28 protein-coding genes and 1 riboswitch are annotated in these 25722 nt (G+C 38.3%); of the genes, 23 read left to right on the plus strand and 5 right to left on the minus strand.

Features of this window, described 5'->3' with window-relative positions:
- The first annotated feature begins 114 nt into the window (after positions 1–114).
- The 4 genes from sigX (at position 115) to LXM54_RS01520 (ending at position 4127) form a co-directional block, all read left to right on the plus strand.
- Positions 115–684, plus strand: coding sequence for an RNA polymerase sigma factor SigX (gene sigX, locus LXM54_RS01505; protein WP_325169552.1), 570 nt, complete (start codon positions 115–117; stop codon positions 682–684).
- The gene (locus LXM54_RS01510; protein WP_233313320.1) at positions 659–1852 is read left to right on the plus strand and encodes a hypothetical protein; all 1194 of its coding nucleotides are present in this window, start codon (positions 659–661) and stop codon (positions 1850–1852) included. The genes sigX and LXM54_RS01510 overlap by 26 nt, the downstream gene beginning before the upstream one ends.
- A gap of 287 nt (positions 1853–2139) precedes the next feature.
- Positions 2140–3021: a M23 family metallopeptidase gene (locus tag LXM54_RS01515; protein WP_233313321.1), complete on the plus strand. Its 882-nt coding sequence runs from the start codon at positions 2140–2142 to the stop codon at positions 3019–3021.
- Between the two features lie 217 nt (positions 3022–3238).
- Positions 3239–3371: riboswitch (FMN riboswitch) on the plus strand.
- 165 nt (positions 3372–3536) lie between these two features.
- A complete protein-coding gene (locus LXM54_RS01520) occupies positions 3537–4127 on the plus strand; it encodes an ECF transporter S component (RefSeq protein WP_233313322.1) in 591 nt (196 codons plus the stop codon).
- Positions 4128–4171: 44 nt separating this feature from the next.
- On the opposite strand, the gene LXM54_RS01525 is transcribed toward LXM54_RS01520, so the two are convergent.
- Positions 4172–4420: a ferredoxin gene (locus tag LXM54_RS01525; RefSeq protein ID WP_233313323.1), complete on the minus strand. Its 249-nt coding sequence runs from the start codon at positions 4418–4420 to the stop codon at positions 4172–4174.
- Between the two features lie 245 nt (positions 4421–4665).
- Here LXM54_RS01525 and LXM54_RS01530 point away from each other — a divergent pair, with 245 nt between their 5' ends.
- From LXM54_RS01530 to LXM54_RS01550, 5 genes are all read left to right on the plus strand, one after another.
- Positions 4666–5721, plus strand: a complete 1056-nt coding sequence (locus LXM54_RS01530) for a helix-turn-helix domain-containing protein (protein WP_233313324.1) — start codon at positions 4666–4668, stop codon at positions 5719–5721.
- Positions 5718–7229 (plus strand): RecQ family ATP-dependent DNA helicase, encoded by a 1512-nt coding sequence (locus tag LXM54_RS01535; protein ID WP_325169543.1) that lies wholly within the window; start codon positions 5718–5720, stop codon positions 7227–7229. The genes LXM54_RS01530 and LXM54_RS01535 overlap by 4 nt, the downstream gene beginning before the upstream one ends.
- On the plus strand, positions 7222–7800 hold the full coding sequence (locus LXM54_RS01540) for a CPBP family intramembrane glutamic endopeptidase (protein ID WP_233313325.1): 579 nt from the start codon (positions 7222–7224) through the stop codon (positions 7798–7800). Before LXM54_RS01535 ends, LXM54_RS01540 begins: the two co-directional genes overlap by 8 nt.
- 35 nt (positions 7801–7835) lie before the next feature.
- Positions 7836–8663: a LysM peptidoglycan-binding domain-containing protein gene (locus tag LXM54_RS01545; protein ID WP_233313326.1), complete on the plus strand. Its 828-nt coding sequence runs from the start codon at positions 7836–7838 to the stop codon at positions 8661–8663.
- A gap of 66 nt (positions 8664–8729) precedes the next feature.
- Positions 8730–9188, plus strand: coding sequence for a YpbF family protein (locus LXM54_RS01550; protein WP_233313327.1), 459 nt, complete (start codon positions 8730–8732; stop codon positions 9186–9188).
- Between the two features lie 44 nt (positions 9189–9232).
- Here LXM54_RS01550 and LXM54_RS01555 read toward each other — a convergent pair whose 3' ends face one another.
- The 3 genes from LXM54_RS01555 to LXM54_RS01565 are packed head-to-tail and all read right to left on the minus strand — an operon-like array spanning position 9233 to position 10309.
- A complete protein-coding gene (locus LXM54_RS01555) occupies positions 9233–9802 on the minus strand; it encodes a manganese catalase family protein (protein WP_233313328.1) in 570 nt (189 codons plus the stop codon).
- Between the two features lie 22 nt (positions 9803–9824).
- Complete coding sequence (locus tag LXM54_RS01560) at positions 9825–10085, minus strand: spore coat protein CotJB (protein ID WP_282581436.1); 261 nt, start codon at positions 10083–10085, stop codon at positions 9825–9827.
- Complete coding sequence (locus LXM54_RS01565) at positions 10085–10309, minus strand: spore coat associated protein CotJA (protein ID WP_233313330.1); 225 nt, start codon at positions 10307–10309, stop codon at positions 10085–10087. Before LXM54_RS01565 ends, LXM54_RS01560 begins: the two co-directional genes overlap by 1 nt.
- A 362-nt stretch (positions 10310–10671) precedes the next feature.
- Between LXM54_RS01565 and LXM54_RS01570 the strand changes: the two genes are divergently transcribed.
- The 14 genes from LXM54_RS01570 to rpsA all read left to right on the plus strand — a co-directional run bounded on the left by LXM54_RS01570 (position 10672) and on the right by rpsA (position 25436).
- Entirely contained in the window at positions 10672–11181 is a 510-nt protein-coding gene (locus tag LXM54_RS01570) for an ankyrin repeat domain-containing protein (RefSeq protein WP_233313331.1), read from the plus strand.
- 1059 nt (positions 11182–12240) lie between these two features.
- Positions 12241–13161: an ABC transporter ATP-binding protein gene (locus LXM54_RS01575; RefSeq protein ID WP_233313332.1), complete on the plus strand. Its 921-nt coding sequence runs from the start codon at positions 12241–12243 to the stop codon at positions 13159–13161.
- Entirely contained in the window at positions 13158–13949 is a 792-nt protein-coding gene (locus LXM54_RS01580; RefSeq protein WP_233313333.1) for an ABC transporter permease subunit, read from the plus strand. The genes LXM54_RS01575 and LXM54_RS01580 overlap by 4 nt, the downstream gene beginning before the upstream one ends.
- 495 nt (positions 13950–14444) lie before the next feature.
- On the plus strand, positions 14445–15239 hold the full coding sequence (locus tag LXM54_RS01585) for a metallophosphoesterase (RefSeq protein ID WP_233313334.1): 795 nt from the start codon (positions 14445–14447) through the stop codon (positions 15237–15239).
- Positions 15240–15322: 83 nt separating this feature from the next.
- A complete protein-coding gene (locus tag LXM54_RS01590) occupies positions 15323–15907 on the plus strand; it encodes an adaptor protein MecA (RefSeq protein WP_233313335.1) in 585 nt (194 codons plus the stop codon).
- 584 nt (positions 15908–16491) lie between these two features.
- Positions 16492–17769 (plus strand): Glu/Leu/Phe/Val family dehydrogenase, encoded by a 1278-nt coding sequence (locus tag LXM54_RS01595; RefSeq protein WP_233313336.1) that lies wholly within the window; start codon positions 16492–16494, stop codon positions 17767–17769.
- A 130-nt stretch (positions 17770–17899) separates the two neighbouring features.
- Entirely contained in the window at positions 17900–18862 is a 963-nt protein-coding gene (locus LXM54_RS01600; protein ID WP_233313337.1) for a YpdA family putative bacillithiol disulfide reductase, read from the plus strand.
- A 46-nt stretch (positions 18863–18908) separates the two neighbouring features.
- On the plus strand, positions 18909–19583 hold the full coding sequence (prsW, locus tag LXM54_RS01605) for a glutamic-type intramembrane protease PrsW (RefSeq protein WP_233313338.1): 675 nt from the start codon (positions 18909–18911) through the stop codon (positions 19581–19583).
- Positions 19584–19751: 168 nt separating this feature from the next.
- Positions 19752–20786 carry a spore cortex-lytic enzyme gene (sleB, locus tag LXM54_RS01610; RefSeq protein ID WP_233313339.1) on the plus strand — a complete coding sequence of 345 codons (1035 nt, stop codon included), beginning with the start codon at positions 19752–19754 and terminating at the stop codon, positions 20784–20786.
- Positions 20787–20802: 16 nt separating this feature from the next.
- Positions 20803–22149, plus strand: coding sequence for a germination protein YpeB (gene ypeB, locus LXM54_RS01615; RefSeq protein ID WP_233313340.1), 1347 nt, complete (start codon positions 20803–20805; stop codon positions 22147–22149).
- 149 nt (positions 22150–22298) lie between these two features.
- Positions 22299–22961: a flagellar brake protein gene (locus LXM54_RS28195; RefSeq protein WP_233313341.1), complete on the plus strand. Its 663-nt coding sequence runs from the start codon at positions 22299–22301 to the stop codon at positions 22959–22961.
- A gap of 95 nt (positions 22962–23056) precedes the next feature.
- Positions 23057–23239: a YpfB family protein gene (locus tag LXM54_RS01625; RefSeq protein ID WP_233313342.1), complete on the plus strand. Its 183-nt coding sequence runs from the start codon at positions 23057–23059 to the stop codon at positions 23237–23239.
- 202 nt (positions 23240–23441) lie between these two features.
- Positions 23442–24116 carry a (d)CMP kinase gene (gene cmk, locus LXM54_RS01630; protein ID WP_233313343.1) on the plus strand — a complete coding sequence of 225 codons (675 nt, stop codon included), beginning with the start codon at positions 23442–23444 and terminating at the stop codon, positions 24114–24116.
- Positions 24117–24293: 177 nt separating this feature from the next.
- Positions 24294–25436 carry a 30S ribosomal protein S1 gene (rpsA, locus tag LXM54_RS01635; RefSeq protein WP_233313344.1) on the plus strand — a complete coding sequence of 381 codons (1143 nt, stop codon included), beginning with the start codon at positions 24294–24296 and terminating at the stop codon, positions 25434–25436.
- 87 nt (positions 25437–25523) lie between these two features.
- On the opposite strand, the gene LXM54_RS01640 is transcribed toward rpsA, so the two are convergent.
- The gene (locus tag LXM54_RS01640; RefSeq protein WP_233313345.1) at positions 25524–25670 is read right to left on the minus strand and encodes a YpzI family protein; all 147 of its coding nucleotides are present in this window, start codon (positions 25668–25670) and stop codon (positions 25524–25526) included.
- Between the last annotated feature and the right edge of the window lie 52 nt (positions 25671–25722).

A 25722-nucleotide genomic window follows, 5' to 3' on the forward strand; every position in this document is an offset into this window, starting at 1 on the left:
TATTCCTTCCTTTTTGTTTTGCTTAAAAATACGATTAATCTTAATAATTACATAAAAAATTATTGTAGAAGAAAAAAATCCGTAACTATTGTGGAAAACAATACGACTAATTTTATAAACGGGGAGGAGAAACTGATGGACTCCGTTTTTGATGAACTATATAAAAAATATCATCATGACGTTTTTCAATTTCTATTTTATATGGTCAGCCATAAAGAGACGGCAGAAGATTTAGTGCAGGAAGTATATATTCGCGTATTGAAATCCTATGACCGTTTCGAAGGGAAAAGTGCAGAAAAAACGTGGCTGTTCAGTATTGCACGGAATGTAGCGATCGACCATTTTCGTAAAAATAAAAACTGGAAGGACAGAATCATGGAGAAGTTTGATTGGTCTAAACAGCAAATCAAAGCTGATGATTCTCTGCCAGAGGAAGTGGCTATACTATCTGAAGAAGTGCAATATTTATATCAAGCGTTAAAGGTATGTACAGTGGACCAAAAGATGGTCATTATTCTTCGCTATATTCAGGAACGGTCCATTGCAGAGACGGCAGAAACACTCGGCTGGACAGAAAGTAAGGTAAAGACAACACAGCACCGCGCTTTAAAAGCACTAAAAAAACATATGGAGGAATGGACGAGAGAGGAGGAATACAATGGAAAAAAACAATTGGAGCGATGAGCAGCTAAAAAGCCTGTTGAGGCAATTCCCGGCCATTAAGGATGAACGGGACCCAAAGAGCATTTATCAAAATATTGCGGCCGGCAAGTCTAAACAACGGATTCGCCGTCCTTGGCTCATGCCAGCAGTCGCTTCTGTATTTGCTTTCATGCTTCTTATTGTTATAGGAGAAAGCTTCTTTCGGTCAAATAACGGCAATTATAATTTAAGTGATTCATCTTCATCCGAAAACAGCAAATATATAGCAATTAATGAAGACAGCCAAAGCACAGAAAACTCATCTTCGTTCCAAATGAAAGAGCAGTCAGGAGAAGTCGAGAATCGACAGGCAGATGTTGAATTACAAACAACAGCTTTGTATGCAGAAGAAGTAGGAGACAAAGAGCTGCTCACATACCCTATTCCTGATAAGAATCTGCAGGTGGCAGTGCCTGTCAGCATTCTTGTTGAAAATCCGGACAGCTTATCTAAATTTGACTTGTATAAAAAATACATGTCTGCCATTGAGGAAACAAGCTGGGGCCTTGATAACTATTACCCATTTGATGGGACAGTCAGTTATGACATGAGCAATAAGACAGTTATTATTGACTTCGCAGATGATGTCACATCCCTTGGAGCAATCGGTTCAGATGACTTCTTAAACTCTATTGTTTATCAGCAGCTGGAAAGTGTCGGTGCCGATAAAATGGAATTCAGGAGAAAGGGTCAAAAGGGAGTATTAGTTGGTGACAGAGATTTGACGGAGATATATTATCAGCAGCTTGAAAACAGAGGGTACTATCTCTTAACAGATTCAGTCGAGGCTGAAAATGCCCTGTATGTTCCTTGGGAGACACCGTATCATGATATTGAGACCGCACTTATCAATATGCAAAAGGATATGCCGGAATATGGTCTGTCTGCATCAATCCCTGACAATATCCGTTTCGAGAAGATAGTTCCAAATATAGAAACAAGTGAATTGGAGCTGTATTTAACAAAAGACAGCGTCCTACATGCGGATAAAGCTACACTTAGAGCTATAGAATCGATCTTGCTGACCGCTAAGGATTTCCAATTTAAAACAGTGAGATTTGAAAACGCTGGGATTAATCAAATTGGAAGATTTGTATTTACTGATGAAATCCCAGTTCCTGTAGCGGCAAATAAACGAGAAATGAATTAAAAAAGTTCCAGCTTAGCTGGAGCTTTTTTTAGTTGTTTTTGTTAGACGGTGAAAAAGAATGCATGAATTAAGAGAACATATCCCATACTAACATTTGTTTCATAGCTTTTAGGAGACTAGGCAAATGCTCTTATGCTAATGGTTGTCACTTTCATCTAGGTGGACTGATCAGTTCTATAACGAAACATGTACTCATATGGTGAAAGAGGAACTTTTCAATTTTCTTTTTTCTCTCAACAAATATTTGTTGCAGGTTATTTTCGTGTTAGGAAAAAAAGGAGGATACAATGGGAGACTATATCAGACGGCTGCTCATAGCTGCAATAATGCTTCTGTTTGTCAGCTTGTTATTTTTAGGAGGCAAGCATTCAGAAGCTAAATCACCTTCACTGTCTGAACGCACCAAAGGGTGGACTTGGCCGAGTGAAGGCATGATTTCAGATACATTTAATACAAGACATGGAGATCATAAAGGAATTGATATTGCAGGTGACCTTGGAGCTGCTGTATTTGCTGTAGACAGCGGCAATGTCACAAAGTCTTATTATTCCCAATCCTACGGGAATGTAATTTTTATTAAGCATACTAATGGCTTAGAAACCGTTTATGCCCATTTAAATGAACGAGTAGTGAAGGAAGGACAAAAGGTTGAAATGGGCGACCTCATTGGGAAGATGGGCAATACTGGCCATTCCTCTGGCGTCCACCTGCATTTTGAGATTCACGAAAAAGAATGGACGGTAACAAAGGAAAATGCGATAAACCCGATTTTGGCATTAGGAGAGGCAGAAGTGGGACAGACAGTCGAAGCAGCAGCGAAACCAGCGAGACAGGAAGCTGCTGAAGCAAAAAGCAAACCTGTAAAAAAAGAAGTAACCACGAAAGAAAATAAAAAGGAAAAGGCAAAAGCCGAAAAACAGGCAGAGGTAAAACCAGAAACTTTGGAAATAACGGTAGAAGAGCCGGTAGGCTATAACCCAACTCTTGGGCAAGTTCCATATAAAAAAGCAATCTATTACATAAAAGAAAACGAAATAAGCGCAATTTTAGGTGAACAACCTGCCTTGCTTCCCCCTGAAAGCATGAGTCTGCTTCAATTTAAGCAATTAAAGGAGCAGGAAGATAAAAATAGCGGCATCACACCTAATGTGAACATCTATTATGAATAATGTATTCCTTAAAGGTTTGACTTACATAAAAGTAGTATCACTAAGTGAGAATGGGCAATAAACAAAGTTCCCAGTATGTTTCTTTCTTTGTGAGTTGCCCCAGTTCGAAAATCTCCTTTTAATTCCGATAAAACTTCCCGCTTTTATTATAAGCAATGTTCTTCCCATAACAGCCAATCTTATGTATAATATAAATTAGTAAAAAAATAAAATATTGATCTATCTTCGGGGCAGGGTGTAATTCCCGACCGGCGGTGAGGAGTATTGCTCTAAGTCCGCGAGCCTATTCGTTAGGCTGATTTGGTGAAAATCCAAAACCGACAGTAAAGTCTGGATGGGAGAAGATGGAGGTTCTGCAATCGTTCGAAAAAATTATTAGTTAGAACGTTTGTTAAGTATGCCTTTAAACACTCCCTCAAGCTCATGTTAGCTTGAGGTTTTTATTTGGCGTGCCTTAACAAAATTGCTGAATCTCTCTTCTTAGGCAGATGGATCCTAAAAGGAGAGAGTAAGAAATGAATAAAAAGAAAATGAATGTAAGGAAATTTGTCTTGATTGGAATGATGAGCAGCATGGCTTTTGTGCTTATGTTTATCAAGTTCCCGCTTCCAACGTTTCCTCCATTTTTGACATTGGATTTCAGTGATTTGCCAGCATTGGTAACAGCGTTAATTCTTGGTCCAGTTGCAGGTATATTGGTAGAGTTGATAAAAAACCTTCTGGATTATATTGTCCATAACAGTGAGATTGGAATACCTGTAGGAAATTTAGCAAACTTCATTGCTGGAGTTGCATTTATCCTGCCTGCCTATTTCATCTACAATAAATTGAAATCAAAATTGGGAATGGTGCTCGGCCTTATCTCAAGTGCCCTTGTGATGAGTATAGCCCTTAGCTTCTTCAATTATTTTGTACTATTGCCAGTTTATATTAAATTTATCGGATGGGACCCAATGACATCTGCCGAAATGCGTGCATATGTAATTTCCTTAATCCTGCCGTTTAACCTTATTAAAGGCGCTATCGTTTCAGCCTTGTTCCTGCTTGTTTTTACGAAAATGAAAGGCTGGATCACAAAGCAAGCTCAATATCGTAAGGTAGCATAATAATAAAAAAAGCAAAAAGAGAAAAACTCTTTTTGCTTTTTTTATTATTCGAATTTTAATGCGTCGCCTTCAAACGGCTCATCTGCCACTTTAATGGAATCTGTTGGGCAGCCTTCAAATGCATCAAGCATATCGTCAAGCAATACTTCTGGAACTTCTACAGTTCCTTCGTTATCGTCAAGCATTACAAATGCCAAGCCTTCATCATCATAATCATAGATATCAGGAGCTGCAGCTCCACATGCACCGCAAGCAATACATGTATCTTTATCAACAATCGTATATTTTGCCATGAGTCGTAAAAACCTCCAGTATTCTTTTGTTAAGTAATATGCATTTATAAATAATGATACATCTTTACTATCCATCCTTTATTGTAAAACTGAATGTATAACTTTTCAATAAAAAAGACCAATATAAAGGAATAAACCTCGCATTAATGATTCAAGTTTAGCTCCAAGTACAGTTTTCGTGGTAAAATATAAAGCAAGAAAGTACATAATTCGACATGAACCATTATTTTAAGGAGTTTTCGTATATGACCTTTATTGAGGTAATCGTGTTATATTGTTTACAAAGAATAAAGGGAGAAAGAACTATCTACTCTGTCCTTCATATCCTAAACGGCAAAAAATCAGCGCAAACGATACAGGATATCCATATTTTTGAACTTATGCCTTTTTTTCAAACATACCCGAATTTATCAAGAGCAGAGTTCGACAGGATTATTTCTGCTTTAAAAGAGCAGAAATGGACTGCTGAAGGAAAAACATTTCAGCATTATGACATCAATCCGAAACAAGAAGATGAGTTTGCGCGTTTACTTATAGAATACCCTATTCCTACCCATTTAAATGGCTGGAAATATCACCGAATTGCTGTAGGATTTTGGGAGCGGCTGGCACTTTCTGTTCAAGTTGCCTCCCATCTTTCCAAAGGCGATAATCGCTATATGCCAATTCAGCGAAATATCGTAGTACAGGCGTGGATGAAGCGAGCATTGCAGAATTATGCTGGCGACAGACAATCACTGAATGAACAGCTTTACCAAGAATTGGCTGATTGCCTCGATGATGAAGCAGTGTTACCTGAATACCTTGTGTGCAGGTTAACAGGGTCAGAGCATATTGGGCTAACTCCAGAGCAAGCGGCAGCTAGTTTTGGGATAGACAGAAGTTATTATGAGCTTTACTTTCTGTCATTGCTTCACTTTATGCTGAAGAAAATTCTCAGTGCTAAAGAAAAATTCCCATTTTTAAGACAAATGGTGATGGATGATAATACTGCATATATTTTGACTAATTCAACCAAAGCGACATATGAATATATTCAAAAAGGCTTAAGCCTTGACGAAATAAGTACAATGCGACGTTTGAAGATGAGTACAATTGAAGATCATATCGCAGAACTCGTGTTGAATATCCCTGATTTTTCGATTGAAGATTATGTTAGTCCCAACAAAATAGCTAAAATAAAAAAAATCGCAGAAGTTACTGCTTCCAAGTCGTTGAAGCAAATCAAACAACAGCTTCCTGAAATGTCATATTTTGAAATAAGAATCGTTCTTGCGAAGTTAGGGGGAGGCATAAATTGAATTTAGAAAAAAACCTAATGAAATTATTTTCGCTGCCCTCTTTCCGCCCAGGACAAAAGGAAGCAATCTCAGCATTAATGGAGAATCGTCATACATTGGCAATGCTGCCGACTGGAACAGGGAAATCATTGGTGTATCAGCTGCCTGGGAAACTTCTGAAAGGGACGGTCATCATCATTTCGCCATTACTGTCACTCATGCAAGATCAAGTCGAACAAATGAAAATGAATGGCGAAAAAAATGCTGTTGCCATTAATTCCTTTTTAAGCTGGCAAGAGCGAAATGACGTAATTAAAAATATACGCAAGTATAAATTCGTGTTTATTTCCCCAGAAATGATTGGAACACCCTATATATTGAATGTTTTGAAAAAACTGGAAATTGGTTTATTTGTTGTCGATGAAGCTCATTGTATTTCCCAATGGGGCTATGATTTCAGACCAGAGTACCAAAATTTAGGGATAGTGCGCAAGGAGTTGGGAAATCCATTAACATTGGCACTTACAGCAACAGCCACTCCCGCCATCCGAAAAGATATTATATCATCATTAGCTCTAGAATTTGTTGAACAAGTCATTTACAGTGTCGACAGACCCAATATTGCCTTAACAGCAGAAATTTTATCGAGTGGGATAGAAAAAAGGAAAAGGCTTGAAGAACTGACAAACACACTGCAAGGACCTGGCATCATTTATTTTTCAAGCAAAAAGCTGGCAGAGCAAACCGCTGCAGAACTTAAGCAAAACTCGGGTAAAAGAATAAATGCCTATCATGGCGGCATGTCCCAAGAGGATCGCATCTTGATTCAGCAACAGTTCTTGAATGGCCAGCTTGATATCGTTTGTGCAACAAGTGCATTCGGCATGGGAGTTAATAAGGAGAACATCCGTTATGTTATTCATTATCATTTCCCAACACAAGTAGAGTCTTTTTTACAGGAAATCGGCAGGGCTGGCAGAGACCGTCAAAACAGTATTTCCATCCTCTTATATGTGCCAGGTGACGAAACGCTTGCTTATCAGCTCACGGAAATGGAGCTGCCGAATGAGCTGCAGTTAAATCAACTGCGAAGGTCTCTGCTTCCATATACTACATATGAAGATTGGGCTGAAAAAGAGCTGGCTTGGATAATGGAGCAATTCACTGAAACTCAATGGCGAGTGCTAACTGCCTATGTTCAGCCAGAAGGAAAAACCTGCAAGCAAATAGAAGCAAAGCTTAACCATTTTAGTGAATTTTGCAAGAACAGGCTTGCTGTTAAAAAACAAAGCATACACGATATGCTTGCATGGGTATTATTAAAGCAATGCCGCAGATCCTATTTGACGAGCTATTTCCAGGAAAAAGAAGCACCAATTAATTCCGTATGCTGTGATAATTGCGGTTTGAATATGGAGAGGTTTTATGCGGGTCAGCCTATTAATGATAAGGCAGAGCTTGTTGGTGATGGCTGGAAAAGACAGCTTGCTTTTATTCTAAATAAGAGAAGAGAAAAAGCCGATGAATAAACAAAAATATTCCCAGCTGTTAAATACTTTGTCTGATAAAGAGCTTATAAAGCACTTATATATAACACAATTTATATTATTAATTATTTCTGCAGGCTTAGGTATATTCGTATTCCAGATAGAAGATATATTTACTTCTTTAAGCCTCTTTAATTGGAACCATATTTTAATCGGCTTTGCCTTAGGTGCGGCGGTTGTTGGCCTCGATATGATATTTATGAGATATCTACCTGAAAAGTATCATGATGACGGCGGACTAAACAAACGAATATTTCAAAATATGCATCCAGCTCATATCGCCATAATCGCTGCCGTGATTAGTATCAGTGAAGAAATATTGTTTCGCGGTATCCTTCAAACAAATTTAGGATTATTGGCAGCAAGCATAATCTTTGCAGTCATCCACTACCGATATTTATTTAATTGGTTTTTATTTGTAAACATCATCTTTATAAGTCTTTTAATTGGGTTTTTATATATGTGGACAGGAAGTTTACTGGCGACCATTATCATGCATTTTACAATCGACTTTTTCCTTGGTTTGCTGATTAGATATAAGGTTTTTGACTAATATTATTACGTTTGAAATATGTTTAGGGGGAAGGGATGTTCATGACAAGAGAAGATCCTTACAGAGTTCAAGCAGAACGGCAGAAAAAACGGCTTTCTCGGTTGGAAGAAAGTGAAAAGCCAGCTCAACCGATTCCAAGCAGAGTAACAGAAGAACTGCCGTCGCGCAGAGCTGTTCATCATAAAAAGAAAAAAAAGAAAAAGAAAAACCAAAAGTATACAGGCATGACGATTCTTGCTATTTCTTTTATTGCCCTGCCTGTACTATTGCTCGGCATACATGAAATGATAAACCGCTATTCAGTTGACACAGTGCTTCCAGTGAACAGCTCTTCCAATCAATTCGAGCAGATAGGTGTTGAACAAAAGGGCAGCAGTTCTGCAACTGGTAATGTAACAGTAGAAAAAGAAGACAGTGAAGCAGAAGAAAAGCCTGATGAAACCGCAAAAGAACAAGCATCCAGCGCTGAGCAGGAAGAAAAAGAAGTAGCCAAGCAGAAAGAAACAGCACAACAGAAAGAAGAGGCTGCAAAGAAACAAGAAACAGCACAACAGAAAGAAGAGGCTGCAAAGAAACAAGAAACAGCAGCAGAACAGGAAAAAACCACAGCAGACAGCCAAGCGGAAAAGGCAGCTGCTTCTGAGGTGGAAAAGCAGGAACCAGTTGAAAAAACAGAAACAGAAAATGCAGAAGCAGCCTCCCAACAATCGGTTATCTATCATACTGTAGCAGCTAATGAAACACTATACAGAATAGCGATGAAATATTATAACTCTAAAACTGGAATAGAGATCATTAAGCAAGCAAACCAGCTTACAAGTGATAATGTACTGGCTGGGCAAGTATTAAAAATTCCACAATAACCGCTAAATAATTGATTCTAACTTGTCCTTTCCTTTCATATAGTGAAAGGGAAGGAGGATTGGCATATGGAATCGTCGATATTAAATCTTGACAGCAATACAGATGAAACGACAAAGGAAATGCTGCAAAAGCTAGTGGATAAAAAACGTAAATTTGACATGATAAAAACAAGGCATTTATTTGTTATGTGGCTGACAATTATTTTTGGATTTTTTTACGCTTACTGGCTGTATAAACATATTGCCGTTCCGTTCTCCCATTCCTTTGCCATCATGTTTTCTATTTTTATCGCTAAAACATTTAATCTCTATGCACTGGCCATGATTGTTGGTTCCTTCGGATTTATGAATGTTCTTAAACAAAAAAAGGATAAAGCAGAGAAGGAATATCATGAGCTCCGTTGTGAGATTATCGATAAAGCTAAAGATCTTTGGAAGAAGGAAGAAGAGTGGAAGGGCCGTCACCATGTTTTTTATATGATGAAACAGGAGTATGACATTAATCTTTTCCATGAAACAAAGTAGAGAAAGAGACTAAAATACTGTACTTTAGTCTCTTTTTGCATATTCTAAAATACTTTCTTTCGATCTCTGTCTTCTTTAATAATTTCAACCGCTTCTCTAAACCGCTGGGAATGAATAATTTCTCTTTCCCGCAAAAACCGCAGGCTATCATTTAAGTCAGGATCATCACTCATGTTAATAATCCATTGATAGGTCGCCCGCGCCTTTTCCTCAGCAGCAATATCCTCATATAAATCCGCAATCGGGTCACCTTTAGCCTGGATATATGTAGCAGTCCACGGATTACCTGCAGCATCATGATAAAATAACGCTTTTTCATGTGTGACATAATGCGCATCGAGGCCGGCAGCTTTTAGTTGGTCTGGAGTTGCATCTTTAGTTAATTTATAGATCATTGTTGCAATCATTTCTAAATGAGCAAATTCCTCTGTGCCGATATCTGTTAAAAGGCCAATCACTTTATCAGGTATCGTATAACGCTGATTTAAATAGCGCAGTGCTGCAGCCAGTTCCCCGTCTGCGCCGCCGTATTGCTCTATCAGAAATTTAGCCAGCATGGGATTACAGGTGCTGACCTTAACAGGATACTGCAATTTCTTTTCATAAAGCCACATATCAATGCCCCCTCAATCATTTTTATACTTGCCAAGGCCATGGCCCTGTGTCCCAATCCCATGGACTGCCTGAATAGCTGTTTCCGAATTGCAGAAGTGGACCATACCTGCTTTCATATAGCTGTTTAAACTTTTCTCTTTCTTTAACATAATGATTAAATTGATTGATTGCATCTTGATCATTCGGATGTGTATCAAGATAAAGTGTTAATTCGACCAGTACGAAGTCAACAGCTTGCAGCTGTTCAAGAAGCTGATAATATTCTGCAGGCAGCTGTTTCATCATGCATCACCTTCTCTTTTTTCATAAGGACTATAATAAGGGTCATAAAAAGCTTTCCATAATGTTCCTGCTTTGAGTGCTTCCATTGGTGAAAATTGCGGCAAATGGGGCGGCTGAAAGCCCATATATAAATTGGGCGGGGTGGAATATACTTTTGTTTTCAATGGCGGGCAAGGATCATTAGGGCTTATATAAGGGTGGTATTTTTTATAAAACTGACTCATAACAAAAAGCCCTCCTTTATTTTCATATCTTTACAATAATATGAATGATTTGCAAAATCATTCTAATGTTTTTTGACCGAAGAAGTAACTTGATGCGGATTGCTAATAGTATTTGGTTTTTGATTAATGGGTGCTATTACTATAAAGTATATAGAAAGTTAATACATTTATAGGGAAGGAAATCTTGTCTTGGCACCAAATGCCCAAGTAGGACAACAGAGTCTTGATGCTTTAGAGGAAATAGTGAAACGGTTAAGGGCTATTGGAGAAATGGGCATGACTTTGATGATATAGTTGAAGGACTTGAAGATTAAGGTGCATAGCTAGTACAAGATATTAGAAAATACAGAAGGGCTAATATTATGGATAAAAAAATTGTAAATAAAACGATAAGAAATGCTATAAAGATTGGTGATATTAATGAAGTAAAGCATTTAATAGATGATAATCCAGAATCTTTACACTTAATGACACCATTTGGTACCTGGTTACATGTTGCAGCAAAGAAAGGACATTTTGAAATAGTAGAGTATCTAGTTCAAAAAGGAATCGATGTTAATACAAAAGGTGGTATCTTTGATGCTTCTTCATTAAATTTGGCAGCAGGAGCTGGGCATTTGAAAATAGTGAAGTATTTAATAGAGCATGGTGCAGAAATAGATGTGAGCTTGGCAAACAGAAATCCGTTATTTGGAGCAATTTATGGCGGGCATAAAGATGTAGCTGAGTTTCTAGTTGAAAAGGGAATAGATATTTCAATTAGATATACAGGAGAGAATATTAAGAATATGGATGCATATGAATATGCTAGACAATTTGGGCAAACAGAAATTGCTAAATATTTAAAGCAGAAGATAGATGAAATAGAATAATTAAAAAACTCTCCGCTACTGGAGAGTTTTTCATTTCCATTAGTGAAGCGAAGGGATTTTACAATGTAAGATAGACTGGACATGATTAAAATCTGCTTGCGTTTTTGAAAGTGAAATTCTCATGACCTCTATACTATTACGATAAAAGGATGCTGATAATACCATTTTCAGAGATTAGAGTAAAAGTCCTGCAGAAAATTATTCTTTTACTTGTTATATTTGTATTGAGAATTATTTTTCCGCCACAACTTTTTGGAAACGCTTTAAATCAATGTTGACTTTCTAAGGGGTATATAAAATTTCTAAAAAATTAGAAGGGAAAAAGAAAAGCATTCTAGGCAATCGCTATTGCTTTAGTATCACCCATTGTTATTATATAGGCTGGTGCAATACCTACAAATGCAGCTGAAACTAATTCTAGCATTTCATCTATCAGTAATTATTCGAACGAGAATGTAGTTGTGCTAAACACAAATGGAGAGCTAGAGGTGGCAGGGGATAGAAGAGGCAGAGGGGTATAATTTCTATTATAAGCAAGCAGCTGAGTCAGATTCTGCTTTTGAACAGTTAGACAGTGAATGGATAAGAGAATATTCCCATTATTTAACCTCGGGTGTTCTAGGGGTTAAACAAGCTTTGTACGTTATCAAGATTTAGATGGTAAGGAAAGTTCGGGAAAATCCGTGGTTACTTCCTCTATGAACGTTAAAGGGCATTCGGGAGAAGGCTTTGCTTTCTCTAATATATTCCATGATGGGAACGCCTTCAGGAGTGGTGAATGAATGCAAGAGAACCGCAAGTTATTATATATCCGCAGTGCAAGGACAATATAACGCTGAAGTGAATGGGATAAGTATTAGAGTTATCAGAGAATTACACTGAGTTGGTTTTGTATCATTTATCTTTTGCATCTTCACGGAGATGATTTTTTGCTCTTATTGATAGCTGGCTAAAAACAAAAATCAAAATGGAGACAGCGCTACCCCAGGATTAATCTCCGGAAGAATCTGACCAACGGTTAAGAGCATAGTACTTTGATTAAAATAAGGAGGTTTGATAATGAAAGCAGTTGTTATAGATCATATGTCAAAAATATATCCCGGGGGTAAAAAGGCGGTGGATAATATAAGCATCACTCTTGAGCAAGGTGAAGTTTTTGGATTTTTAGGCCCGAATGGTGCCGGAAAAACCACTACTATCAAAGTTTTGAATGGCATGCTCACACCTTCTGCGGGAAGCTGCCGGGTGTTAGGAATTGATCCGACTCTAAATCCAGAAAAAGTGCATGGTCTATCCGGTGTTGTGACGGAACATGCGCAGATGTATGACAATTTGACAGGGATTCAAAACCTCATTTTTTATGCCTCTGCATTCGGCAAAAGTTCTGGCCAGAGTGAAAGACACGCTGAATCTCTATTAGAAAAGTTGAATCTCTCGGATGCGAAAGATAAAAAACTAACCACCTATTCTACAGGTATGCGCCAACGGCTCTCCCTTGCTCGTGCGTTGATTCATCAACCCAAAGTCCTGTTTTTAGATGAACCTACCTCCGGGCTTGATCCTGAAAGTGCCCAAAGTGTCAACAAACTGATCCAAAGTCTTGCACGTGACAAAGGAATGACCATATTCTTATGTACCCATCAATTGCGCTATGCGCAGGAGGTTTGCACCTCATTTGGATTGATGAATCAGGGAACTTTACTCGCATCTGGAAGTCTTGAGCAGCTTCGTTCCAAGGTTATTTCCGGAATGAAAGTCAAGATAAAAGCCAGCAAGCTACCCGGCAGTCTGTCATATCGAAAAATAGGAGAACGGAATTTTGAAATGGATATTCAAACGGAAGAGGAAATCCCCCATATTGTCTCTAGCATCGTAGAAGAAGGTGGCGATGTTTATCATGTGTCAATGAAGCGTCCTTCGCTGGAGGATATCTATTTCAATTTAATTGAAAAAGAAAAGCAGAAGGAGACCATTAAATGATCAACGCAATGCAAAGAGCCATCATAAAAAAGGATTTACGAGGAATCACAAGTAACAAGCAAATGTTTTCCGTTATGTTGATTGTACCGCTGGTATTGACAGTCATCCTACCCTCGATATTTATCCTAGTCATACACTTTGTGCCAGAAGAAACAGCTGAATTTCAAAAGCTGTTAGAGATGCTTCCCCTTGCGGAACAGGCAGGCAACTTCAATCAGAATATAATAAAGCTTGTGCTGAACAACATTATGCCTGTATTCTTTTTAATCATTCCAATAATGGCTTCTTCTGTAATGGCGGCAAGTTCCATTGTCGGGGAGAAAGCAAATCGCACACTGGAAACGTTACTTTATTGCCCGCTATCATTGCGGCAAATATTCCAATCAAAAATACTTGCTTCCTTTTTGATGAGCATGATTGTCTCGTTTACATCATTCTTCGCAATGATTCTTGTCATGGAAATTGAAATAGTTTTAACGACAGGCGCCATTATATTGCCTGACATTAGTTGGATGATTATCATGCTGCTTATATCTCCGGCCATCTCTTTGATTGCCATTACGCTAATTGTACGCGCATCTGCGAAAGCACAGACAGTGGAGGAAGCCCAGCAGCGCACAGTCTTCCTAGTCCTGCCGGTGATACTCCTCGTGGTTGGACAATTTACAGGATTACTGCTTGTAAGTATCTGGATTTTATTAGCTTTAGGAGTTGTGTTGGCATTGCTTGCGGCAATTCTTATGAAAGGCTCGAAGGAGAAATTTAGCTATGAATCTATTTTAAAATAGATGGTTAGATAAGAGGCATTTCAAATTAAGCAGCGTCAGCCCAAATTTGTCAAAGCAGCCATGATGCAATGGGAAGCGGAGTAACGGAGTTTACGCAAAAAAATAATATTGGAGCATAAGAACTCAGATATCCAATTTTATACCTAAATTACAAATCAAATTATTGAAAACATTGCTAGCGGTAAGCAACGGTGAAGGTAAGGTAATCCAAACTGTTCAAAGGGAGGCGAAGTATTAACATTAATCCTCATACCCAAGAAGTAATATAAAATCAAGGTTTACCAAATTGGAAAGGGAGGTCCTAAGCCTCCCTGTTTTCGTTTATGAAAACTGAAAATGTAAATTTTTTCATGAAAAGACAATTATAGTAGAAGGAACACGTAAAATGCCTTGTTAATTTGAGGACTTCGCTTAAAACAAGCTGTCGATTTATTGGTAAAAACAAAGTGAACATTATACAATAATTCAATAGACTAAAAAAAGGGGGGGAAGGGTATGCTTGTGTTGGTTGTTGTGGCAGTCATCCTGATGATCCTTGCAGGAATAGCATTGATTGTAAAGATGCATAAGAATGCAATGGAGGATAACTTGAAATATGAGATGTTTTACTTTCCTAATTTTCCAATGACATTCAAGGAAATTACGATATTTTTCATTTCTGATATACATAGAAGGGAAGTATCTCCTGCCATTGTGGAGGAAGCAAAGGGAATTGCAGAGCTTGTTATTATTGGCGGAGATTTACTTGAAAAGGGCGTCCAGTTTGATACGGTCCGCAGTAATCTCAGAAAGCTTAAAGAAATTGGCCCCGTTTTTTTCGTATGGGGAAATAATGACTATGAAGCAGATATAGAAAAGCTGAAGGAGCTTTTTGCTGAAGAGAATGTAACGGTTCTTGATAATAGATCGGTTTCCTTTACATCTCCGAAAAAACAAAAATGGCATTTAGCTGGGATTGAAGACCGTTCCTTAGAACACGATGATTTAGAAATGGCTTTACAAGGCATCAAGAAATCTGATTTCAAAATACTTGTCAGTCATAATCCGAAAGTAATGGAAGATTTAACGGACGATGATGGAGTGACTTTAGTGCTGAGCGGTCATACTCACGGTGGACAAATTCGGATATTAGGGTTCGGTCCATATGAGAAAGGAACTACGAAGGTCATTGGGAAAACGACTATTCTAGTCAGCAATGGATACGGCACAACCTCCATACCGTTAAGGCTTGGGGCTAAACCGGAAACGCATATTATTAAAATCCAGCATACTAAAGATAAACGAATCTAAATAATACAGACAAATCACCGTTTTCCTGCTTCATTCATACGCTACAGTAAGAGTTTTTTCAGATAGAAGCAGGAGGCATTGTCATGCGCTTAGAACGATTGAATCATAATAGAATAAAGATATACCTGACATTTGATGATCTGTATGAACGTGGACTGACGAAAGATGATATATGGAAAGACTCGATAAAATGGCAATATTTTTTTCATGAAATGCTCGAAGAAGCTAATGATATGTTTGATTTGGAAATACATGGTTCTGTTGCGGTGGAGATTTTCTCGATGAAGGCACAAGGAATGGTCATGATCTTGACGATGAACGAGGAAGAATTCCAAGATGAGGAACTGTTGGCAGAAGGGTTTTTGGAGATGCAGGTTACTGTTGAAGAAACTGTTGATATATTATATGAGTTCTCTGATCTTGAAGATGCCATTCAAGCATGTAAGGTGCTTTTTCAAGCAGGATTTTCCGGCGGAACATTCTCGAGCGCTGATGGCAAATATTACTTGTATTTTCCTGATATTCAGGCTGTCAAGGAAGCACAGGCAGCAGCAATCTTAAGTGAATTCGGTGAAGCAAGCATCAAGAGCATCCACATGATTGAGGAATACGGGTGTACAATCCAAAAGAAAAACGCGATTGAGATGATCAACCAATATTTTAAATGAAGACAAAATATAATGCTTTTTACTCGGTTTTTTCCCTCAAGCTCTTTTTTGGCCGCATTTTGCCAGTAAAGAGCTTTTTTGTATTTTCGCGGCCTTAAATTTACACGTGAAAAAATCAAAATCAGTTAACTTCATCATTGGTAATTTCGAGGAAAAATGATAAGATAATGATAAAGAATTATATCTTAATTCTTTATAGGTGTGTCAAGCAATCTCTATTTAGTAAAAAGAAAAGAATATGCCAAAATAGTGTGAAAGATAAGGACAAAGTTGTATCTTTTTGAATATATTATAAAGGAGAGCATACTATAAAACATCTTTCCACAGTGGCAAGTCATTTTGATTAATTGGCTCTGTCCTGCATACCAAAAAAAGGTTATGCAACGGCTACAGAGACGATCCATTTATAAAAAAAGTTAGCAGCAATGAGTTCTTTATTGAGTGTACTTCGAGAAATGTACATACTATAATTTTAAAGTAAGTTAAAATGTATGTAGACAAAAAGGAAATGCTAGTCTTTAATGAGAATTTTGACCGTTAAAAATGATAATTTAACTTTGCAGTTTTTTAGGAGGATTCATTAAATGGTAGCCAAAAAGTCTAATGAAAAAAAGATTGTTGAAGAGCAACACGATGTTTTAAAATCAACACAAACGATCATTCATAAGGCATTGAATAAGCTAGGATATTCTGATGAGGTGTATGAACTACTGAAGGAACCGATCCGTATGATGACAGTGAAGATACCTGTAAGGATGGACGATGGCAGTGTGAAAATATTCACTGGCTACCGGGCACAGCATAATGATGCAGTCGGCCCAACAAAGGGAGGGATCAGATTCCACCCTCAAGTTACAGAAACAGAGGTAAAGGCACTTTCTATCTGGATGAGCCTAAAATGCGGAATTGTTGATCTTCCATATGGCGGCGGTAAAGGTGGAATTGTCTGCGATCCTCGTGACATGTCCTTCAGAGAGCTGGAGAGATTGAGCAGAGGCTATGTAAGAGCAATCAGTCAGATTGTCGGCCCGACAAAGGATATTCCTGCACCTGATGTTTTCACGAACTCACAAATAATGGCATGGATGATGGACGAGTACAGCAGAATTGATGAGTTCAACTCTCCTGGCTTTATTACAGGCAAGCCTCTCGTACTAGGAGGCTCACATGGAAGGGAAACGGCAACTGCTAAAGGTGTGACAATCTGCATCCGAGAAGCGGCCAAGAGAAAAGGCATCGAAATTAAAGGAGCAAGAGTTGTTGTGCAAGGCTTTGGAAATGCAGGCAGCTTTTTAGCGAAATTTATGCATGATGCTGGTGCTAAGGTAATCGGAATTTCCGATGCATATGGTGCTTTGCATGATCCAAATGGTTTAGATATTGACTATCTTCTCGACAGAAGAGACAGCTTCGGAACGGTAACGAATTTATTTAACAATACGATTACAAACCAAGAGCTCTTGGAATTGGATTGTGATATATTGGTTCCTGCAGCAATTGAAAACCAAATCACTGAAAAAAATGCTCATAATATTAAAGCAAGCATTGTGGTAGAAGCGGCAAATGGGCCTACAACACTTGAAGCTACAACAATCTTGACGGAAAAAGGCATTCTTTTAGTGCCGGATGTATTAGCATCTGCCGGCGGTGTAACAGTTTCTTATTTTGAGTGGGTTCAGAACAATCAAGGCTTCTACTGGACTGAGGAAGAAGTCGAAGAAAAATTGGAAAAAGTAATGAGCAAATCATTTGAGAACATTTATGAAACAGCACAAATCCGCAGGGTGGATATGAGATTGGCTGCTTATATGGTCGGTGTTCGAAAAATGGCGGAAGCGTCAAGATTCCGCGGCTGGATTTAAGTTAGGATAACAAACTATTGTATAATAACCAAAAATCTCCTATGCTATAAATAGGAGATTTTTTTTCAGGTATTTACATATTTTGCTCATGCTGTGCATGAGAGTTGTATAGAAGTTAGGAGAGATTAACATGAACGAAGAACAAGCGATTATAATCGGTGCTGGGCCTTGTGGATTAGCTGCTGCTATCGCCTTGCAAAAAATCAACATTAACCCCCTTATCATTGAAAAGGGAAATGTGGTAAATGCGATACATGGATATCCAACTCACCAGACTTTTTTCAGCACGAGCGAAAAGCTGGAAATTGGGGATGTGGCCTTTCTTACTGAACAATATAAACCAAACCGAAATCAGGCGCTTGTGTATTATAGAGAAGTAGCAAAACGAAAAAACTTAAGGATTCATGCATATGAAGAAGTGCAGAATGTAACAAAGGAAAATAACCTGTTCAAATTGCAAACCTCAAAGGGAGAATACCGCGCTAATTATGTGATCGTCGCAACTGGGTATTATGACCACCCGAACTATATGAATGTACCAGGCGAGGATTTACCTAAGGTTAGCCACTATTTTAAGGAAGCGCACCCTTATTTTAATCATGATGTAACAGTAATCGGCGGAAAAAACTCAAGTGTGGATGCTGCGATTGAATTGGTGAAAGCAGGAGCCCGCGTAACGGTATTGTACAGAGGCACAGAATATTCAAGCAGCATTAAGCCGTGGATTCTTCCAGAGTTTGAAGCCCTTGTCAGAAACGGTGTTATAAAAATGGAATTTGCTTCAGAAGTGGTAGAAATTAAAGAAAAAACCTTAACGTATAAGAAGCAAGGTGAGAATAAGGAAATTGCGAATGATTTCGTGTTTGCGATGACTGGATATCATCCTGATCACGGATTTATTAAGAAGATGGGAGTCGAAATCGAAGCAGACTCTGGCAGGCCTGTATTTAATCCGGACACTATGGAAACGAATGTGGAAGGAATTTTCATCGCCGGGGTAATTGCAGCTGGCAATAATGCAAACGAAATATTTATTGAAAATGGCAGGTTCCATGGGGACCAGATAGCTGAAGCGATAGCGGCAAGAAAATAAGAATCCGCAAAAGTTCGCTGGCAAAAAAGGGAGAGGGAAAGAGCGAATGTTAGCCATACTATCCGCTGGTATTGCACCTGGCTTGGCGCTTTTAAGTTATTTTTACTTAAAAGATCAATATGAATCAGAACCGATAGCGCTAGTGTTTAGAGCATTTATAACAGGTGCTCTGCTTGTTTTTCCAATCATGTTTATCCAATATGTTCTTCGCGTCGAAGAAGCTGTTCCATCTCATTTATTGAATTCCTTTGTAACAACGAGCCTCTTAGAGGAGTTTTTCAAATGGTTTATTTTGTTCTTTACAGCTTATCAGCATATTGAGTTTGATGAACCATATGATGGAATCATTTATGGAGTGTCCATATCACTTGGCTTTGCGACTGTTGAAAACATTCTTTATCTTGTAGCAAATGGTGTGGAATATGCATTAGGAAGAGCCTTGCTGCCTGTATCAAGCCATGCTCTTTTTGGTGTTATCATGGGCTATTACCTTGGTAAAGGGAAGTTTACTATGCCAAGAAGCAAATGGATCTGCTATTCCTTAATTGTACCGTTCATCCTACATGGGATTTACGATTATATATTAACGTTTCAAAAAAATTGGCTTTTGTTCATTACGCCGTTCATGCTGTTTCTTTGGTGGCTTGGTTTGAGAAAAGTTAAAATGGCAAGAGAGCTGAGTCGGGAGCATGTCAGCAAATATATGAATGCAAACCTATAGAGCGCGCATGAAAGGCCGTCTTTAGCCTTTTATAAAGCTTAAAATATGCGAATATATCCCTTGAAAAGAAAATGAAATTGTTCATTTTCTTTTTTTTTGCATAAAAACCAAGTGGCTACAAAAAATAGAGTCAATGACAAATAGTATTCACATCTGGGGGTAACACGCATGAATAAAAAGTTCTTAACGAAAATTTCTGTCGTAATTTCCGCCTGTATCATTCTAGCAACATTAGCGAATGTGGAGCATAAAGCGGAAGCGTTCTCGAATCAAGTGATTCAGCAAGGTGCTGTTGGAGATGATGTAATTGAATTGCAAGCAAGACTCCAATATATAGGATTTTACAATGGCAAAATTGATGGAGTCTTTGGCTGGAAAACATATTGGGCATTAAGAAACTTCCAATATGAATTCGGGCTGCCAATTGACGGACTCGCCGGCTGGCAAACAAAACTAAAGCTAGCTAAAGCATCAAAGTATAATGAGCAATTTGTAAAAGAACAAATTGACACCGGGAAAAAATTCTCACATTACGGTGGGACAGATTTGAATAAGCAAAAAACACCTTCTGCAAATAAAAACAAGGCTGGCAATGCAAATAAGTCAGGGACTGCTAATAAGTCAAACACAGGAACTAATACAAATAAGGCAGCAAATAATAATCAGCAAAAACCAGCAACAAAAAAACAAACAAATCAATCAAAAGCAAATAACGCTGGAGCCAATAATAAAGCAAACACTAACAATAATGTCGCAAACAATAATACAAAGGCAACTCCGCCAAAAGCGAATGCTGGCGAATCGGTGAAGAAAAAAACGCCGACAGCTGCTAATGTTCCTAACGGTTTCTCACAGAATGATATTCAGCTAATGGCAAATGCCGTTTATGGAGAATCAAGAGGTGAGCCTTATATCGGTCAGGTTGCTGTTGCTTCTGTCATTCTTAACCGGGTGACTAGCCCTTCGTTTCCGAATACAGTATCAGGGGTTATCTTTGAACCAAGAGCGTTCACAGCTGTTGCAGATGGACAAATCTGGCTGACACCTAATGAGACGGCAAAACAAGCTGTCCTTGACGCTATAAATGGATGGGACCCTACAGGAAATGCTATCTATTATTTTAACCCAGCAACCGCAACTAGCGGTTGGATTTGGTCAAGACCGCAAATTAAGCAAATAGGCAAGCACATATTCTGTAAATAAAAGGGGTGAACGTTAAATGCTTAGAGGGATATTGATAGGTATTTTGACAATCGGAGTTGCAGGTGCAGCATTTTGGGGCTATCAAGAACATAAGGAAAAAAATGCAGTATTAATGAATGCTGAAAACAGCTATCAACGTGCTTTCCATGATCTTTCCTATCAAATAGATTTGCTTCATGATCAAATTGGAACAACACTTGCGATGAATTCACAAGAATCACTGTCTCCGTCACTGGCGGAAGTATGGAGAATAACTTCACAGGCCCATAGCGATGTTGGCCAGCTGCCGCTCACTTTATTGCCATTCAATAAGACAGAGGAATTTTTAGCAAATATCGGAGATTTCAGCTACCGGACGGCTGTCCGAAATTTAGATGATGAACCACTGTCCGATAAGGAATATAAATCATTGAAAAAGCTGTATGGAGATGCAAAGGATATTCAAGATGAATTGCGCAATGTGCAGCATCTAGTTCTAGAAAACAATTTACGCTGGATGGACGTTGAGATGGCCTTGGCAACGAATAAGCAAGGAGATAATACAATCATTGATGGTTTAAAAACTGTTGAGGACAAAGTAGATGGCTACCAAGAAACAAGCTTTGGCGTTACAAATGTTAATATGGAAAAAAAGGATGAAAACTTCAGCAGTTTAGAAGGAGAAGAAATCACGAAAAAAGAAGCGCAAAAAATCGCCGAAGATTATGCAGCATTTAAAGGTGATGTGGAAGTCAACATCACAGAGAATGGCAAAGGATCTGGATATGGATTTTACAGTGTCTCTCTTAAAGAAAAAGATACTGGAACAGAAGCAAATATGGATATTACCAAAAAGGGCGGATATCCAATCTGGTCGATTGTTTCAAGAGATGTTAAAAAACAAAAAATCAGTTTAAATGATGCTAGCAACAAGGCAACGGATTTTTTGAAACAGCATGACTTTAAAGACTTGGCATTATTTGAAAGTATGCAATATGACAATATCGGTGTCTTTACCTATGTAACAGAGGATAACGGGGTAAGAATTTATCCAGACAGCATTAAGATAAAAGTTGCTCTAGATAATGGGAATATTATCGGCTTTACTGCTGAAGATTACTTAAAACAGCATAAGAGTCGGGATTTTAAAAATCCCGCAATATCTAAGTCTGAGGCACAAAAGAAAATCAGCAAAAATGTTAACATAATGGAAGACGGATTGGCTGTTATTCTTAATGATTTAAACGATGAAGTATTATGCTATGAATTTATCGGCACATTGGATGATGATACGTATCGTATTTATATTAATGCTGATACTGGCACAGAAGAAAAAGTCGAAAAACTCAAAAATGCTGAACCTTTATATGATGACGTTGTTTAATAGTAAAAAAGCAGTAGGGGTATCTTGTTCCTTGCTGCTTTTTTACTACGTTTTTTTCTGTGGACTATTGATAAGGAAGATGTTTTTGCGATAATATAGGTAAAAAGAATTAATTCCTAATTAGCAAACGAAGAAAGCGTGGTACTATAGTGATAAATATCGGAGATACGTTAATATTAGAGCCAGCTCATAGTGAGAACTCAGAAAAATATAAATGCCGTTTAGTTGATAGAAAAGAAAATGAAATCTATATAGATTATCCCATCCATGCTGAAACAAAAAAGGCCGTCTTCTTGCTGAACGGAACACAGCTAAAGGTCAGCTTTGTTACAAGTCAAGGAGCGGTTTACATGTTCGACTCAGAAATTATCGGGAGAGAGAAGCAAAACAATATACCAATGCTTATCCTTCATTTCCCGAACAGTGACCAGTTTATTAAGATTCAGAGGAGAGAGTATGTCAGAGTAGAAACAAATGTGGATGTTGCCATCTCTTCTGACGACACAGAAGTTGCGCCGTTTGCGACAATAACAACAGACATAAGTGCAGGCGGAGCAGCCATTCTTGTGCCGGCAGGTTCTAATCTTAAGGCAGAGACCATTGTGTACACCAACTTTGTTTTGCCGATGCAAAACGGTGATTATTATTATTTAAAGGTGAAGGCAATCGTTAAAAAAATCATTAATTATAATGAAACACATAATAAAGCGCCGCTGGAATTTATCGAGGTAAGCGCAAATGACCGCCAGCTTTTCTTGCGTTTCTGTTTTGACCGTCAGCTTTCTTTCCGTAAGAAAGGACTGGAAATCTGAATAAACTCGATAAGATATTCCGATACTAAACAGGTAAAGTGAATTCGCCTGTTTAATATCAAAAAGGGCACAACAGAAATCGAGGTTAGTGGAAAATGAAGCGATTTGAACGGTTGTTGTTTAAGTTAATTGCCATCCAGTTGTTTTTTTTGCTAGCTGGTCAAATACTTCATCAAGTAAACATACTTCCAGAACTGCATCAGCTTGCCCAATATGAAGGGGTATCTAAGTCGAATTACACCTCCATTTTGGAAACACTCGGGCTTAGCCAGGAGTAGAGCTTGAAAAACCTTTCGATTTTAATCTGAAAGGTTTTTTTGTACTTGAAAATCAAATGTGAAAAAATAGTACGGATTTTAATAGGTTTAATCAACAAATTGGGATAGAAAATATGATAAAATAAAAACTGATAAAATTCTGTTCTAAGTAATTTCAAATTATATGTTGGATACTGGGATAGTGAAGGTTTTAGGAGGAAATATGAAAAAAATCAGCATTGCAATAGATGGACCGGCAGCTGCCGGAAAAAGCACAGTAGCCAAAATTGTAGCAGAACAACTAGGCTATATATATATCGATACTGGGGCAATGTACAGGGCGCTAACCTTAAAAGCCTTAAACACTGGGATTAACTTGGAGGACGAGGCAGCGTTAGAAAGTATGTTAGACAGTACGGCTATCGAGCTTTTCCCTGGTGAAAAGGGACAGAAAATTTTCTTGGACAGCGTCGACGTTACGGAAGATATCCGCAGAAGCAATGTGACAAATTCTGTGTCCATTGCAGCGAAGCATAAGTTAGTGCGTGAAGAGATGGTTCGCAGACAACAGGGGTTTGCAATCGGCGGAGGCGTGGTAATGGATGGTAGGGACATTGGAACACATGTCATCCCGCATGCTGAAGTAAAGGTGTTCTTACTTGCTTCAGTAGAGGAAAGAGCAGTTAGACGCCATACTGAAAATATTGCTAAAGGTTTTGAATCGGATTTGGAGCAGCTGAAGTCGGAAATAGCAGCAAGAGATAAATTAGATTCTGAACGAGAAGTGGCTCCGCTTAAAAAAGCAGAAGACGCAATCGAAATTGATACGACTTCTTTATCCATCAATGATGTGGTAGGCAAAATTATGGCATTGACAGAGGATAAGATTACAAACTGATTGCCGCTTATGCGGCTGTAAAGCGCGCTAGTGTTTCTTACTTGACAAATAATCACATTTATAAGAAGTTAGATAGAAGAAAATAAATTTTTATTATTCTATTAATTTTTTATGAAAGCTATATGGAATGAGCAATTATTGCATTATTTCATTAGAAAAGTTTAAGGAGGAGTACATATGTCTGAAGAATTAAATGATATCGTTGTTCATAACTACACAGTTGGGGACCGCGTAACAGGTAAAGTTACTAAGGTTGAAGAAAAACAAGTTATTATTGCCATCAGTGACAGTAAACTGGATGGTATTATTCCGATTAGCGAATTGTCCAGCCTTCATATTGAAAAAGCAGAAGATGTAGTTTCAGAAGGAGAAGAGCTTGATCTTCAAGTTATTAAAGTAGAAGAGGATGCTCTTGTTCTGTCTAAACGTAAAGTCGATGCTGAAAAAGCTTGGGAAAGCTTAGAAGAAAAGTTCAACTCTGGTGAAATCTTTGATGCAGAAGTGAAGGATGTAGTAAAAGGCGGGCTTGTCGTTGATTTAGGTGTGCGCGGTTTTGTTCCTGCATCGCTTGTAGAAGCACATTATGTGGAAGACTTCTCTGATTATAAAGGAAAAACTATTTCCTTTAAGATTGTAGAGCTTGAAAAGGATAAAAATCGTTTAATCCTTTCCCATAAGGCTGTTATTGAAGAAGAGAAAAGCAAGCAAAAACAAAACTTGCTTGAATCTTTGCAAGAAGGACAGACGCTTCAAGGGGTTGTTCAAAGAATAACTGACTTTGGTGCATTCGTAGACTTGGGCGGTATAGATGGTTTAGTGCATATCTCTCAGCTGTCACATGAGCATATCACTAACCCTTCAGATGTTGTTCAGGAAGGTCAAGAAGTCAATGTGAAAATCTTAAGCGTTGACCGCAATAATGACCGAATTTCCTTATCTATTAAAGATACATTGCCAGGACCGTGGGCAAATATCGCAGAAAAAGCGGAAAAAGGCAGTATTTTAGAAGGAACAGTTAAACGTATCGTTTCATATGGTGCATTCGTTGAAGTGTTCCCAGGGGTAGAAGGACTTGTCCATATTTCTCAAATCGCTCATAAGCATATCGGCACACCGCATGAAGTGCTTAAAGAAGGGCAAACAGTTCAAGTGAAGGTGCTTGATGTGAATGAAGAGGAACAGCGCCTTTCCTTAAACATCAAAGACTTGACGGAAAAAGAGCAAGAAGAAGATGAAGTATATGAGCTGCCAGAGGAATCAAAAGGGTTCCAATTAGGTGACATGATTGGCGAGCAATTGAAAAAACTAAAGCAGCAATAATAATATAGAGCTGTCCAAGAAGGGCAAACAGCTTCTCTAAAGGAGAACGTTGTTTGGTTATTCTTGGACAGCTCTTTTTAGTGTGTGTCAATCACTGGATTTATTATCGTTTAAGGCTCTGCCTTCACTAGGGCTTTGTAAACGTGTCGCCCCAGGATAATGGATAGCCTGGTCGCGGTCAGATTCGACGCGGTGGCTTTGTCTTAATTTCTTCTCTTGACGATCCTTTCCCACTTGTAACACCCCCTATCAATAGAATGATAAATAACACCCCACATTATGCAGA

It is taken from the genome of Bacillus sp. Au-Bac7 (assembly GCF_021341655.1).
In the GTDB taxonomy this organism is placed as follows: Bacteria; Bacillota; Bacilli; order Bacillales; family Cytobacillaceae; genus Niallia.

What these genes read in the sequence shown, in the direction of transcription:
- LXM54_RS01585 (WP_233313334.1), top strand. Translation starts at nt 14,445, where the DNA reads ATGCTTGTGTTGGTTGTTGTGGCAGTCATCCTGATGATCCTTGCAGGA.
- LXM54_RS01515 (WP_233313321.1), top strand. Translation starts at nt 2,140, where the DNA reads ATGGGAGACTATATCAGACGGCTGCTCATAGCTGCAATAATGCTTCTG.
- LXM54_RS01600 (WP_233313337.1), top strand. Translation starts at nt 17,900, where the DNA reads ATGAACGAAGAACAAGCGATTATAATCGGTGCTGGGCCTTGTGGATTA.
- LXM54_RS01530 (WP_233313324.1), top strand. Translation starts at nt 4,666, where the DNA reads ATGACCTTTATTGAGGTAATCGTGTTATATTGTTTACAAAGAATAAAG.
- LXM54_RS01545 (WP_233313326.1), top strand. Translation starts at nt 7,836, where the DNA reads ATGTTCATGACAAGAGAAGATCCTTACAGAGTTCAAGCAGAACGGCAG.
- LXM54_RS01595 (WP_233313336.1), top strand. Translation starts at nt 16,492, where the DNA reads ATGGTAGCCAAAAAGTCTAATGAAAAAAAGATTGTTGAAGAGCAACAC.
- LXM54_RS01560 (WP_282581436.1), bottom strand. Translation starts at nt 10,085, where the DNA reads ATGAAACAGCTGCCTGCAGAATATTATCAGCTTCTTGAACAGCTGCAA.
- LXM54_RS01525 (WP_233313323.1), bottom strand. Translation starts at nt 4,420, where the DNA reads ATGGCAAAATATACGATTGTTGATAAAGATACATGTATTGCTTGCGGT.
- LXM54_RS01520 (WP_233313322.1), top strand. Translation starts at nt 3,537, where the DNA reads ATGAATAAAAAGAAAATGAATGTAAGGAAATTTGTCTTGATTGGAATG.
- cmk (WP_233313343.1), top strand. Translation starts at nt 23,442, where the DNA reads ATGAAAAAAATCAGCATTGCAATAGATGGACCGGCAGCTGCCGGAAAA.
- prsW (WP_233313338.1), top strand. Translation starts at nt 18,909, where the DNA reads ATGTTAGCCATACTATCCGCTGGTATTGCACCTGGCTTGGCGCTTTTA.
- LXM54_RS01550 (WP_233313327.1), top strand. Translation starts at nt 8,730, where the DNA reads ATGGAATCGTCGATATTAAATCTTGACAGCAATACAGATGAAACGACA.
- LXM54_RS01580 (WP_233313333.1), top strand. Translation starts at nt 13,158, where the DNA reads ATGATCAACGCAATGCAAAGAGCCATCATAAAAAAGGATTTACGAGGA.
- LXM54_RS01565 (WP_233313330.1), bottom strand. Translation starts at nt 10,309, where the DNA reads ATGAGTCAGTTTTATAAAAAATACCACCCTTATATAAGCCCTAATGAT.
- LXM54_RS01570 (WP_233313331.1), top strand. Translation starts at nt 10,672, where the DNA reads ATGGATAAAAAAATTGTAAATAAAACGATAAGAAATGCTATAAAGATT.
- LXM54_RS01510 (WP_233313320.1), top strand. Translation starts at nt 659, where the DNA reads ATGGAAAAAAACAATTGGAGCGATGAGCAGCTAAAAAGCCTGTTGAGG.
- sleB (WP_233313339.1), top strand. Translation starts at nt 19,752, where the DNA reads ATGAATAAAAAGTTCTTAACGAAAATTTCTGTCGTAATTTCCGCCTGT.
- rpsA (WP_233313344.1), top strand. Translation starts at nt 24,294, where the DNA reads ATGTCTGAAGAATTAAATGATATCGTTGTTCATAACTACACAGTTGGG.
- LXM54_RS01590 (WP_233313335.1), top strand. Translation starts at nt 15,323, where the DNA reads ATGCGCTTAGAACGATTGAATCATAATAGAATAAAGATATACCTGACA.
- LXM54_RS01555 (WP_233313328.1), bottom strand. Translation starts at nt 9,802, where the DNA reads ATGTGGCTTTATGAAAAGAAATTGCAGTATCCTGTTAAGGTCAGCACC.
- LXM54_RS01625 (WP_233313342.1), top strand. Translation starts at nt 23,057, where the DNA reads ATGAAGCGATTTGAACGGTTGTTGTTTAAGTTAATTGCCATCCAGTTG.
- ypeB (WP_233313340.1), top strand. Translation starts at nt 20,803, where the DNA reads ATGCTTAGAGGGATATTGATAGGTATTTTGACAATCGGAGTTGCAGGT.
- LXM54_RS01575 (WP_233313332.1), top strand. Translation starts at nt 12,241, where the DNA reads ATGAAAGCAGTTGTTATAGATCATATGTCAAAAATATATCCCGGGGGT.
- LXM54_RS01540 (WP_233313325.1), top strand. Translation starts at nt 7,222, where the DNA reads ATGAATAAACAAAAATATTCCCAGCTGTTAAATACTTTGTCTGATAAA.